Raw genomic sequence first — 12,545 nt, forward strand, 5'->3', positions numbered from 1 at the left:
GCACACGCATTTTGAATGCCCCCTTAGCGCTCCGCTAACCGCGCACCGGTATTATCAGTACAGACGCGAAAAGAAATTGGCGGCTACCAAGAGAGAGGATGCTCCTGAATATGCGCGTGGATCTGCACTGTCACTCCAAATGGTCGAAGCGTCCGTCCCTGTGGCTGATGCAGAAGATCAACTGCCCCGAAAGCTTCTCCGAACCGCTGGCCATGTACCGGATCCTGCGGGAGAAGGGTATGGACGCCGTCACCATCACCGACCACAACGTGATCGACGGGGCATTGGAGATCGCACACCTCCCCAATACTTTTGTCGGCTGCGAGTACACCACCTACTTCCCCGCCGACAACTGCAAAGTGCACATTCTCGTCTACCGCCAGTCGGAGCGCCAGCACCGCGAACTCACCGAAGCCCGAAAGAACATCTTCGACCTGGTGAGTTATTTGCAGCAGAGCGGACTCCCCCATGTCTGCGCCCACCCCTTCTTCTGGATCAACGACCGTCTCACGCTGGAGCACGTGGAGCAGCTCGTGCTCCTCTTCAAAAACTGGGAACTCAACGGCGACATGAACCCCGCCATGAACGACGCGGTGAGCACCCTGGTGCGGCACCTGAACCGGGCCGACATCGAGCGGCTGAGCAACAAGCACGGCTTCGCGCCGAACTTTGAGCGCCCCTGGGAAAAGAACTTCACCAGCGGCAGCGACGACCACAGTTGCCTCGGTTTGGCGACCTCCTACACGGAGGTGGCCCGGGCCGCGGACATCGACGATTTCTTCGCCGGCATCGATGAAGGGCAGACGGCCATCACCTGCGGCGTCGCCACGCCCAACGCCTTCGCCCGCCGGATCTACAGCATCGCGTTCCAATTCTATAAGTCCCGCTTCAACCTCGATCCTTATGTCGAGAAGGATGTATTCCTGAATTTCCTGGATCGCACGCTGACCACACCGCAGGACGCCACCCCCCAGGCGCCGCCGTGGTATCACGTGCTCCGGTCGCGCCGCCGCGCCGCGCGCAATCTGAAGGACGAAAACTCCATCTTCCGAATCGCGCGCCACGAAGCCGAGCGGCTCATCCTGAGCGACCCCAAGCTCATGACCATCGTGAAGGGCGCCCACAACACGCCGGAAACCCTGGACTGGCAGTGGTACGACTTCGTGACCCAGGTGACCGGCCGCGTGCTGCACCATGTGGAGAAGCACTTCTTTGAGCGCATCCTCAAGGGCCAGTTCTTCGATATTTTCCACACCGCCGGTGCCGCTGGCGCGCTCTACACCCTCCTCGCGCCCTACTTCGTGTCCTACTCCCTCCATCGGAAAGAGCAGACGTGGAGCCGCGAGGTGCTGGAACATTTCCACGGCGACAAACCCTGGTTTAGAGCCGAGGAAGCCAAGCCCCGCGTCGCCCACTTCACCGACACCTATTTCGAGGTGAATGGTGTGGCCCGCACGCTCCAGCAGCACCGCGACATGGCCCAGCACCTCGAAATGGATTATGAGATCATCACCTGTGTCGCCGAGAAGCACGCGGCCCAGCGGGGCGTGCGCCACTTCAACGCCGTGGGCAGCTTCGCCTTTCCGGAGTACCCCGAGATCAAGCTGCTGACGCCGCCCTTCCTCGAAATGCTCCACCACTGCTACGAAGCGGGCTACACTCACATCCATTCGGCCACCCCCGGCCCCATGGGCCTCGCCGCCCTCGGCATCGCCCGGATCCTCCACCTCCCCATCAGCGGCACCTATCACACCGCCTTTCCGCAATACGGCAAGAACCTCACGGAAGACCGCTACGTGGAGGATATGCTCTGGAAGGCCATGATCTGGTATTACGATCAAATGGACGCCGTCTTCGTCCCGTCCGAAGTATTTGGAAAAGAACTCATGGAACACGGCATCAAAAGCGAAAAAATCAAGACCTACCCCCGGGGCTGCGACATCGTGCAGTTCCACCCGGACAAGCGCTGCAACATTCTCCACGAGCGCTTTGGCGTGCCCGACGACGGCGCGGTCAAGATCCTCTATGTGGGGCGCGTGTCCCATGAAAAAAATCTGGCCCTACTCGTGGAGGCCTTCTGGCAGCTCTACACCGAGGGCATCAACGCGCGCCTCATCGTCGTGGGCGATGGCCCCTATCGCGCGGAAATGACCGCCGCGCTGGTGGATGCCCCGGCCCACTTCACCGGCTATGTGGAGGGTGAGGAACTGGCGCGGATCTACGCCTCCGCCGATTTCATGGTCTTCCCCAGCACCACCGACACCTTCGGCAACGTCGTGCTCGAAGCCCAGGCCAGCGGCATCCCCATCATCGTCAGCGATCAGGGCGGACCAAAGGAGAACCTCATCGACGGCGAAACGGGCTTCGTCGTCCAGGCCAGCCTGGCCGACGGCTTCGCCGCAGCCATGCGCACCCTTTGCGCCGACGCGGCGCTCCGCCAGCGCATGGGCGCCGCCGCCCGCCGCTACATGAGCACCCGCGACTTCCAGAGCGCGTTCAAGACCCTGGTCGATCTCTACACGGGAGAGACCACCGAACCCACGAGCCGACCCGAAGACCTCCCCTTCTCCGGCCTCCTCAAAATAGGCGGCCTCTAAGGGACTGGCACGCCACACAACTCGCAATAGCGGATCCGACTATCGGTCAAACCCAATGATCCGAATCAAAGCAATGCACTCCAACCGGCGTGCCTGTCCCGATCCGTCGCGGCAGTGACGCCAGCCTACGACACCCGCCCTGAGCGAGCGGCGCACTTTTCCCTTGACCCCTGCCGAGAATTCCTCTAGCATAACGCTATTCCGGCAGTACACGAGGGTCAGCCCATGCAGCAAACCGTAAGCCTCAGTGACGTAGTCTTCCAGCTCTCCATAAATGGCCTGATAAACCGATTATCCGTTATGGCAGGTATTACTGTTGGAACCGTTCAGATCCTCATAGGCTGTGCGGTATTGGGACTCATCGCGTTGATAATCATACGCTTCAGCGAACCGCTTCTCTGGGTCATCTTCGGAAAGCCCGAGCCCGTCGAGCCCGCCCCCCTCCTCTTCAACGACGACCTCAACCCCATCACCGCCCAGGTGCTCGTCGGCCGCGAGGGCGTGGTCCAGGCCCCCCTCCGCCCCATGGGCAATGTGAAGCTCGACGGGCGCACCTACGTGGTCAAGTCCGAAGGCGAATACATCGACCCCGGCACGCCCGTGCGCGTGGACCGCATCGAGGGACCGCACATCATCGTGGTGCCCGTGACGGAGGAGGCGTGATGGCTTGGAAAGAGGACACATTCTGGGAGAAACACCCTCAACCAACGTCGCCTCCCGATTGCTGGCATTGGAAACCTGCGCCGCGACCGAGACAGGGGCTGCGACTGAAGCCACGATTTGAAATTACGAGCGAGATGCTCTCTCTCCACTTTCTCGTGCTCATAATGCTCCACCATCTTGCACCGGAACTCTTCGATCCATGGCTCTATATCGCGACGTTTCCCGCGTTTATTGTCGCATGGTGGACTTTTTTCAACAACCTGATCCCGTCCGCCCTATCCCGCTACTACATCTTTGACGGTGTAACGAAAGCCTTCGTCTCGCGAAAACCCGTCCATCGCTTTACCGTCCTGACACGTATCGCATCCGATCCGCAATTGATGGAACATCTTGGAGAAAGCGACTGGCGAAGGACACCGGCAGGCCTCGTTTGGTCCGCGCTATACGGCAAGGTCAGTATTGTGTTTTGCGCAGGATTGGTTGCGCTTGGGGTACTTGGGGGGCCGGTTGAAGGTGTGAACAGTAACTGGCTCTTTAACATGGCTATCCTCGTGGCTACCACCATTCTCCTGGTACGAAAGTACAATCACATCGCTCCGAGCCGTCCGCGCAATGAATATGAAGGCCGGGGCGAACCGCCCGACGACAGCGACCGCGTTCCCTACGACCGAGTACGGACAGCTACCCTTCATTGGGATCGCCTTCTCCAGCGCGAATACTTGCTGCTGGAACACGACAGCGGCCACATGCGCTACTACAATTTCACCGGCGACCCGCTGTATCTGCTGCGGCTGTGGAAGCAACGGATGCCTAGATCGCTTCTCCAGGTGGACCATCCTCCCGCCGGAACCTCATGATGGAAACCATCGCTGGTGTCGCGTTCGCTGTCCTGTGGGTTCTGCTATGGCTTTGGACCCCGACCGACTTTGTGCTCTGGGGTAAGAAACCGGAGTATCCCGAACCCTACCGGCCTCCGGGAGCGCCACCGCCGGACCTGTCATTCCTCGGCAAAGTTGGAGAGGCGCACACCCCGCTCCGCCCCGTTGGAAGCGTATTGATTGACGGAGAGCAACACACCGCCCGCACCAAGGGCGAATTCATCGACGCGGGTAGGCCGGTCGTGGTGTTGCGCTGGGCCGCTGGGGAGTTGATCGTGGAAGCCGTGCGGGAATCGGAATAGTCCGACTTCCCCTCAACAACTCAAGAGAATGCGGCGCAAAGGGGCTTGGGCATTCCTGCCCGAGGCAAAGCCTGCGTCTATTTGGACAGGCCCTTCCGGTTTGTGCGACCGCCCAGGAAACTCAATATCGCGAACTCTGGCATACGAGGCGCGCGTCCATGATTGGAGAACGTTTCGGCGATTGAGTGTGCCTTGTCTCGGGCAGGAATGCCCAAGCCCCTTTGCTCCGCTCTTTTTCGCGAACTTCCGTCACACGCAGGGAACCTGCCCCAATCATCAATCCGCGGTTGCGTGCTTCACGATAAACTCCACAATCGGCGCGGGGTCCACGAGGCTGTGGGGATGGTGGCCGACGCCGGGCTTGTTGATGATCTCGATGGCCCCGCCGAGGGCGCGGTAGCGCTCCGCCAGGACGTCGGTGTTCTCCGCGACGGGAACAACATCGTCGGCATCGCCCACGACGTGGAGCAGCGGAATCCCCGCTTTGGCCAGGGGGGCGAGACGGTCGATGGGGTTGCGCTTGAAATCCTTCGCGGTGGATTCGTCGAGGCCCCAGGCGGCGAGGCAGACTTTCCAGTCCTCGGGGCTGCCCAGGCCCTTGCCGAGGCCGCCGGGCCAGCTCCGGATGTCGCACACGGGCGCGTCGCCGTATATGCAGGAAACCTGGTCGGGATGCTCAGAGGCCCAGTTGTAGGCGATGAGGCCGCCCCGGCTCAGCCCTTCCAATGCGGGCCGCTTGCCGAATCCGTGTTGCTCGGTGAGGAAAGCGTAGAGGCTGTCGAATATTTTCACGGCAGTGTCGTTGCCGTGAAACTCAAAAACGTCGATGTAGGCCACATGGAAGCCTTTGCCCAGCAACGCCACGTCCGCCTGAGGCTCGTGTCCCCAGAAGAGGGCCCGCCATACCCAGGGCTTGCCCGGTGCCGATTCCTTTGGACAGGCCACCTTGCATGCGCGCCCCTCGATCTCAAAGTCGAACTGCTGGTAGCCGTGGAAGTCGGATGCTGTGCCGCCGAAGGCGCAGGGTTCGGCGAAGGATGGAACGGTGACGGGCAAGAGCAATAAGGTGAGGACGAAACGCACGACGGGATCCTTTCGGTAGAGGTGACGCCGCATAGTACACAACAACACCGGCTGCGGAAAACAGAATTCGACAGCGTCCCCCCGAGCGTGCGAAACTTTGCCCTTGCGTGATGTAAAAGCCAACTTGAAAGAAATCCACCATGAGCATAACAGGCACCCTGCTTCTCCTCTCCGCCGCCCTCCTGGGCGCGGAAGCCCCCGACTTTGAAGCCGAGATCACCAAGGCCCTCGGCGGCACGCCCCCCCAGCAGATGATGTCGGTTTTCCTCGACAAGACCTGCAACGCACACCTGACGGCACGGAAGGAACGCTACGAAGCCCTGAAGACGCCGGACGAAATCCGCGCATGGCAGGAGGCTAACCGTGACTATTTCATCCAGGCCCTGGGCGGCTTTCCCGAGCGCACGCCGTTGAATGCGCAGGTCGTGAGCAGCGGCACGGGCGAGGGCTTCCGCTATGAGAACCTGATCTACGAGAGCCGTCCCCAGTTCTACGTCACCGGGACCCTCTTCCTGCCCACGACACCCGGGCCCCACCCTGCCGTGCTCTTCCCCTGCGGCCACGACGATCCACCCCGGGGCATGGACACCTACCAGCGCGCGTGCATCCTCCTCGCGCGCTACGGCATCGCCGCGCTGATGTATGACCCCATCGGCCAGGGCGAGCGCGTGACCTACCTGAAAGACGACAACACCCCCGCCGTCTACTCCACGGTGGAGCACACCCTCTTCGCCGCCAGCGCGATGCTCGTGGGCACGAGCTTCGCCCAATACCGCATCTGGGACGGTATGCGCGGCATCGACTATCTCCAGAGCAGACCGGACATCCTCCCGGACAAAATCGGCGTCACGGGCCACTCGGGCGGTGGGACGCTCACAAGCTACCTCATGGCGCTGGATCCGCGCGTAACCGCGGCGGCCCCCTGCTGCTTCATTACATCGTACGAGAAGCTCATATCCGAAATGGGCCCGCAGGACGGCGAACAGAACACCTTTGGCCAGTTGAAGCAGGGCATCAACCACGCGGATTACATCCACATGCGCGCGCCGAAGCCCACGCTACTGCTGACCGCGACCCACGACGCCTTCAGCATCGAAGGAAGCTGGGATACCTTCCGCGAGGCGAAGCGAATCTACGCGCGGCTGGGCCTTTCCGAGCGCGTCAGCCTGGTGGAGGCGGACAACGACCACGCCTACAGCAATCCCCTGCGCGTGGGCATGGTGCAGTGGATGCGGCGCTGGCTGCTGGATGTGGACGGTCCCGTAGTTGAAGTGGAAACGCCCCTGCTGTCGCTGGAGCAAATCCGCTGCTCGCCCGAGGGCCAGGTGGTGAAGATCCCCGGCGCGCGCACGGTCACCGATTTTAATGTGGAGCGCAATAACGGACTCGCCGAAGGGCGCGCGAAATTCTGGAAGGACAGCACGCGCGAAGCGGCGCTGGCGAAGGTGCGGGCACTGACGGCGACGCGCCCGGTGGCGGACTTGCCGGATCCGACGGGCACTTCGCTGGGTGAAGTCGAAGTCGAGGGTCGGAAAGTAAGCTATGAATTGTTTCATCCGGAAGAAGGCATCGCAATTCCCGCGATTCTCTATTCCGAGCGCAACGGCTCCGCCATTGAGGCCGCCCATATTATCGTCGCGGGCGATGGTCTGGCCGAGGCCCAGTCAATCTTCGCGACGCACCCCGAGCGCGACAATCCTTCCCACCTGTTTGTTCTGCTGGAGTTACGCGGAACGGGCATGACCCAATCGCAGAAGTACAACAGCGGAACCTGGCCCCTCGCGGGCTCCGATTTTCAGGATTTCTTCCGCGCCTATCTCAACGCCGATTCTTTCGTGGGCATGCGCGTGGAAGATATCCTCCAGATGGCCCGATTGTTCAAGCAGGAATTTCAGATCAAGCTGTTTGGCAAGGAGAGCAGCGTCCGAATTCTCGGCCCCGAGGGCAAACTGCACCTCTACGCCACGGGCGAAGCCACGGTGCCCGCGCTGCATGCGGCCGCCCTGGCGCCGGAATTCATCGATCACACGACGCTCAAGAGCGGCATCCCCAGTTGGAGCGCCGTGGTTGCCGAGCCTCAAGCAAAAGACCAGCTCATCAATGGCGTACACAATGCGCTGGCGTATTACGACTTGCCGGATCTGGTGCGTTCGCTGCCTGAGGGAAAGGTAGAAATTGTGGATGCGGCGGTGCCGGTCTTTTAGGGACCGACACGGACCCACGAATTTGATTCGCGACGAGTTCGACAAATCACGCAGGGCTACCTCTCCAGGCGCCATGACTGCCAAGTCCGTGGCTGTTCCATCGTGGTCCGGGCGAACTCGGGACTATCACAACGCCCGTATTCAGGGGCCGTGTCGCGGACTGGGTACGTGTTGGCATCTTGCGTTCACTTCCCCTACAACGGGACAGCCACGGACGTTGTGGCGACCGCCCCTCGGAAAAGTGGCGAGGCCCATTCCAGGAGACTTTCGTGTTCGTCATCTCGGGTCCGCGTCAGTCCCTATGCACCTCGACAGCGCCCCTTCGTTCGTGGCAAACTGGGGGCTTGCAGGCTTCATTTTTCGGAGGATTCACGTATGCGCATCATGATGCTCTTTTTGCTCGCCGTTACTGCCGCTGCAACCGCACCCGCCGATCCCTTCGCCGATGCCCTTGAAAAGGCCCTCGGGGTAAAGCCCGATACCATGATGTCTGCCGCGCTCGATAAGGTCTCCTTCGAGAATCTCGCGAAGCGTGCGGAGCGCTACGAGGCCCTCAAGACCCCCGAAGACATCCAAGCCTGGCAACGCACTCAGTACGACTACTTCGTCAGCGCCCTTGGCGGCTTTCCCGAGCGCACCCCGCTGAATGCGCAAGTCGTGGGTGGCGGCGAGGGGGAAGGTTTCGCCTATGAAAAAGTGATCTTCGAGAGCCGTCCCCAGTTTTACGTCACGGGTGTTTTCTACCGTCCCCTCACGCCCGGCCCATGGCCCGCAGTGCTGATGCCCTGCGGCCACGATCAGAATGGCAAGGCCGCGCCGGACTATCAGCGCGGCTGCATACTGCTGGCGCGCCTCGGCATCGCGGCTTTTTGCTACGACCCCATCGGACAGGGCGAGCGGGTGTTTTATATGACTGAGGCGGGTGAGCCCACCATGGGCGCCACGGCGGAGCACACGCTCTTTGACGTGGGCGCGATTCTGACAGGAACGAGCATCGCCCAATACCGCATCTGGGATGGCATGCGCGCGATTGACTATCTTCAAAGCCGGCCCGATGTGAAGGGCGACAAGATCGGCGTCACGGGCTGCTCGGGCGGTGGCACCCTCTCCAGTTATCTCATGGCGCTCGACCCGCGCATCACCGCCGCTGCGCCGAGCTGCTATATCACTTCCTGGAAGCGCCTGCTGGAAACCATCGGACCGCAGGACGGCGAGCAGAACATCTTCGGCCAGTTGCGGCAGGGCCTGGAGCACGCCGACTTTATCCACCTCCGCGCGCCGAAGCCCACGTTGATCATGTCGGCCACAAAAGACTTTTTCGATATACAGGGAAGCTGGGACACCTACCGCGAAGCGAAGCGCACCTACACGCGCCTGGGCGCGCCCGAGCGTGTGGCACTGCTGGAGGCCGACGAGGGCCACGGCTATCTAGAGCCCCATCGCGAGGGCATGGCCCACTGGATGCAGCGCTGGCTGCTGGATGTGGATCGGCCCGTGGACGAAGTGGCCGTGGGCGTGCTGACGGACAAGGAGTTGCAAGCATCGCCGAAGGGCCAGGTGCTGTGGATAGCTGGTGCGCGTACGGTCATCGATTTGAATCGTGAACGCGCCGAAGGGCTGAAAGCGGGCCGCGCGGCCTTCTGGCAAAGCACACCGGCACCCGATGCGCTGAACAAAGTGCGGGAGCTCACCGGCATTCGACCCGAAGGCACGCTGCCCGCAACCACGGCGCAGGTAATTGCCGAAGGCGAAACGGACACGCACCGCACGCAGGATTTGCTGCTGACCATCGAGCCCGGCGTGCTCCTCCCCGCGCGCGCGTGGTTGCCCAAATCTGGCCCTGCTGTGAAGGCCCACCTCTCCGCACCCGGTAAAGATTTGGATAACACAATACCGGCCGTCGATGAAGGTCTACCGCCCAACGACGCGTTCCTCGTTATTTACTTGCGCGGCATCGGTCCCACGGAATCGCACCAGTGGGGCGGCACCTGGCTCAACGTGGGGAATGATTTCAGCACCTATATGCGTGCGTATCTGAATGGTCTGTCTTTCGTGGGTATGCGCGCGGAAGATATCGCGCAAACCACTGCCTGGTGGGCGCAGACCGCCGGAGCACCGGTCGCGCTGCTGGCCACCGGCGAAGCCACGGTGCCCGCGCTCCACGCCGCCGCGCTGAAGCCGGATTTGTTTGCCCACGTAACGCTCGACGGCGGCATCCCCACATGGCAGGCCGTGGTGGAAGTGGCCAATCCAAAGGACCAATTGATCAACACGGTGCACAATGCGCTGTCGTTTTATGACCTGGATGATTTGCACGCTCTGTTGCCTGCGGAGAAGCTTACAGTGACGAATGCGGCGGTGCCGGTGTTCTGAGTAGTATTCAAGAGGAAGGTTCAGCCGCGAAAGAACGCAAAGAGCACAAAGTAGAATTGTTTAGGTCTGTTTGACTTCCTTTGTGCCTTCGCGTCTCTGCGTGACCCAATTTTAGTAGCTCACGCAAAGACGCTAAGGCGCAAAGGGGAATTAAATTCTGTTTGAACCGACCAAATCAGACGTCGGAGGGTTGGATCGTATTGGTGCCATGAGTCAATAGGGGTGTTCACCATGTCTAGAATGTTTTGTACGTTGGCCCTCGCCGTCGCGTTCACGCTGCATTCAACTGCACAGCTTGCGCCGCCGCCGGATCAAGAGTTTGTGTATTTGGGAGAGCAGGGCGAACTAATTGTCCCGTTGCCAAACACCGCACGTCCGCTTGGGAGTGCATTGGCTGTTGTAAGAAATGACGATGGCGTTGTACTTTCAGACTGGGAAAGTAGCGCACACATAGCCGGTATCAAGAACAGCGGTGAAGTTACTCTTTCGAAAACCGTTCCCCATGGCGTAACGAATATGACGCAGTTTCCCACAACCGTGACTCTCGCAAATGCCAAGGTCGCCACGTCGGTTTTTGCTCCGGGGACCGTAATCGCACGTGAATTGAGCGAAGGAAAAAAGGACGCGCCTGCTAATTGTGTCGGATGGGCAGTGCAAATTGCGGGAAGAAGTGTCTTCATGCCACGACAGGACTCGCAAAAGCCCTCTGATTTCTTGTGGATTGTGGCTCCCGGCACCGGCGAATTTAGCTTAGTACATAGTGGAGCACGACATACCGGAATACTTGTCAGTGTGGGCAAAGATCGTGTGATTACATTTGGTGAGGCAGCAGTGAAGTTTGTTAACGAGGACGACAAGCCCAGATATTGGCAGTACATATTTGAAGAAGGTGGTATAAAAGTACCACTGTCGGTTGGCGCAGCTGTGGGTATTAGCGGTGAAGAGTCGCACGAGCAGATCATTTATTATCGGGACGGTAAGATTTGGGCCTTCAAACGGGGGCTGGACCGATAGTGAAGATGCTCACCTGGTCCGATTTGTTCAAACTCGCATCGTGTAACGCCGATATGTGAGGTTTTGTCGATTAAGAAAAGAACACCTTTGTGCTCTTTGCGTTTTTTGTGGTTGCAATTTTACTAACCATCAAAAGGAGTCGGGAATGTTTCGCTGTGTAGTTCAGACTTGTGCTATGACTTCGTTCCTGTTCGCGCTGACCGCCGTAGCTACCGAGCAGAATGGCTTTATCCAGTCCCACGGCCAGGACCTCTTCCCCATCGGCTTCTATTCGACACCCGAGGATGAGACCGCCTATGCCGACATGGCGGCGGCGGGCGTCAATCTGGTCCGCTGCGGGAACGCCGCCGATCTGGATCGTGCCCACGGCTATGGCATGTACGGCTGGGTTTCCCTGCCGATGCATGCCGAGTTGACGCCCGAAGGGGAGAAACAGATTACCGATATCCTCGATCACCCGGCCCTGGCCGTGTGGGAAGGGCCCGATGAGATGGTGTGGAACTTCACCACCTACAGCGGCCTCGTCCGCAGCGGCGTCCACGAACGCAAGGGCGAATGGTGGGATCAGACGCCGCGCGCCACGAAGCACGCCGACGAACAGGCGGCGATCATAATGCCGAACGTCCATCGCTGGGCCGCGCGCATCCGCGAGCTGGACACGAAGCAGCGGCCCATCTGGTTCAACGAGGCCTATACCAGCGACACCATTTATGTCCGCCAGTATCTGAGTTCCGTGGATATCACCGGCTGCGATCTGTATCCCGTCAAAGCGGCCTCGCGCAATATCGCCGAGGTGGGCGACTTCACCGAGCGCTTCAACAAGGTGGGCAAGGGCAAGCCGGTCTGGATGGTGCTTCAGGGCTTCTCCTGGCACGAGCTCCAGGAGAAAGCCGGTGAAAACCTGCCCGACGCCTACCCCACCTTCGCGGAGTCGCGCTTCATGGCCTGGAACGCCATTACCCACGGCGCCGAAGCCATCCTCTACTGGGGTTCGGCCTACACGAAGAACGAGGCCTTCCGCCAATCCCTCTACGCCGTCACCAGCGAACTCGCCGCCCTTCAGCCCTTCCTCACCGCCCCGGACGAGCCCGGGGTCAGCATCAATCTGATCGAAGAGCCCGTCCAGGCGCCACGACGCGGCGTGAGCAGAATCGCCCGATACGTCGATGGCGAGGCGCTGGTTGTGCTCGTCAATGAAGACGAAGTCACCCACTTCGGCACCGAAGTCCAGGGCCTCGACGCCCTCAAAGATCGAAGCCTCCACCTGCTCTACGGCAACGAAAAAGTCCAAGTGGTGGATGGCGCCTTTGTAACGCGGATGCGGCCTTATGAAGTGAAGATTTTCTCAACGACCCAGGAGGCCGCCACGACGCGGGTGACGGGGCGGGATTTTGGGGTGACGGAGTAGACTCCTGCGTTCATGAGATCACG

Annotated in this window: 9 protein-coding genes; 8 read left to right on the forward strand and 1 reads right to left on the reverse strand. The window is 60.5% G+C overall.

The features are described from left to right. The first annotated feature begins 110 nt into the window (after positions 1-110). The 4 genes from JNK74_13805 (at position 111) to JNK74_13820 (ending at position 4,440) form a co-directional block, all read left to right on the forward strand. Positions 111-2,597 (forward strand): glycosyltransferase, encoded by a 2,487-nt coding sequence (locus tag JNK74_13805; protein ID MBL7647256.1) that lies wholly within the window; start codon positions 111-113, stop codon positions 2,595-2,597. Positions 2,598-2,963: 366 nt separating this feature from the next. Further along, positions 2,964-3,260 carry an NfeD family protein gene (locus tag JNK74_13810; protein ID MBL7647257.1) on the forward strand — a complete coding sequence of 99 codons (297 nt, stop codon included), beginning with the start codon at positions 2,964-2,966 and terminating at the stop codon, positions 3,258-3,260. Positions 3,261-3,394: 134 nt separating this feature from the next. Beyond that, complete coding sequence (locus JNK74_13815; GenBank protein ID MBL7647258.1) at positions 3,395-4,117, forward strand: hypothetical protein; 723 nt, start codon at positions 3,395-3,397, stop codon at positions 4,115-4,117. Then, positions 4,114-4,440: a hypothetical protein gene (locus tag JNK74_13820; protein MBL7647259.1), complete on the forward strand. Its 327-nt coding sequence runs from the start codon at positions 4,114-4,116 to the stop codon at positions 4,438-4,440. The genes JNK74_13815 and JNK74_13820 overlap by 4 nt, the downstream gene beginning before the upstream one ends. Before the next feature lie 276 nt (positions 4,441-4,716). On the opposite strand, the gene JNK74_13825 is transcribed toward JNK74_13820, so the two are convergent. Further along, on the reverse strand, positions 4,717-5,523 hold the full coding sequence (locus JNK74_13825; protein MBL7647260.1) for an alpha/beta hydrolase: 807 nt from the start codon (positions 5,521-5,523) through the stop codon (positions 4,717-4,719). A 140-nt stretch (positions 5,524-5,663) separates the two neighbouring features. On the opposite strand from JNK74_13825, the gene JNK74_13830 reads away from it, so the two are divergent. The 4 genes from JNK74_13830 (at position 5,664) to JNK74_13845 (ending at position 12,522) form a co-directional block, all read left to right on the forward strand. After that, positions 5,664-7,727 carry a prolyl oligopeptidase family serine peptidase gene (locus tag JNK74_13830; GenBank protein ID MBL7647261.1) on the forward strand — a complete coding sequence of 688 codons (2,064 nt, stop codon included), beginning with the start codon at positions 5,664-5,666 and terminating at the stop codon, positions 7,725-7,727. Positions 7,728-8,102: 375 nt separating this feature from the next. Further along, positions 8,103-10,100 carry an acetylxylan esterase gene (locus JNK74_13835; GenBank protein ID MBL7647262.1) on the forward strand — a complete coding sequence of 666 codons (1,998 nt, stop codon included), beginning with the start codon at positions 8,103-8,105 and terminating at the stop codon, positions 10,098-10,100. A 231-nt stretch (positions 10,101-10,331) separates the two neighbouring features. Then, positions 10,332-11,114: a hypothetical protein gene (locus JNK74_13840; GenBank protein ID MBL7647263.1), complete on the forward strand. Its 783-nt coding sequence runs from the start codon at positions 10,332-10,334 to the stop codon at positions 11,112-11,114. Positions 11,115-11,259: 145 nt separating this feature from the next. Beyond that, positions 11,260-12,522 (forward strand): hypothetical protein, encoded by a 1,263-nt coding sequence (locus JNK74_13845; GenBank protein MBL7647264.1) that lies wholly within the window; start codon positions 11,260-11,262, stop codon positions 12,520-12,522. Positions 12,523-12,545: the final 23 nt, after the last annotated feature.

It is taken from the genome of Candidatus Hydrogenedentota bacterium (assembly GCA_016791475.1).
Lineage (GTDB): Bacteria > Hydrogenedentota > Hydrogenedentia > Hydrogenedentales > JAEUWI01 > JAEUWI01.

Bases quoted from the DNA above. Each gene is read 5' to 3' on its own strand.
- JNK74_13805 (MBL7647256.1), top strand. From the start codon at position 111: ATGCGCGTGGATCTGCACTGTCACTCCAAATGGTCGAAGCGTCCGTCC.
- JNK74_13815 (MBL7647258.1), top strand. From the start codon at position 3,395: ATGCTCTCTCTCCACTTTCTCGTGCTCATAATGCTCCACCATCTTGCA.
- JNK74_13820 (MBL7647259.1), top strand. From the start codon at position 4,114: ATGATGGAAACCATCGCTGGTGTCGCGTTCGCTGTCCTGTGGGTTCTG.
- JNK74_13830 (MBL7647261.1), top strand. From the start codon at position 5,664: ATGAGCATAACAGGCACCCTGCTTCTCCTCTCCGCCGCCCTCCTGGGC.
- JNK74_13835 (MBL7647262.1), top strand. From the start codon at position 8,103: ATGCGCATCATGATGCTCTTTTTGCTCGCCGTTACTGCCGCTGCAACC.
- JNK74_13840 (MBL7647263.1), top strand. From the start codon at position 10,332: ATGTCTAGAATGTTTTGTACGTTGGCCCTCGCCGTCGCGTTCACGCTG.
- JNK74_13845 (MBL7647264.1), top strand. From the start codon at position 11,260: ATGTTTCGCTGTGTAGTTCAGACTTGTGCTATGACTTCGTTCCTGTTC.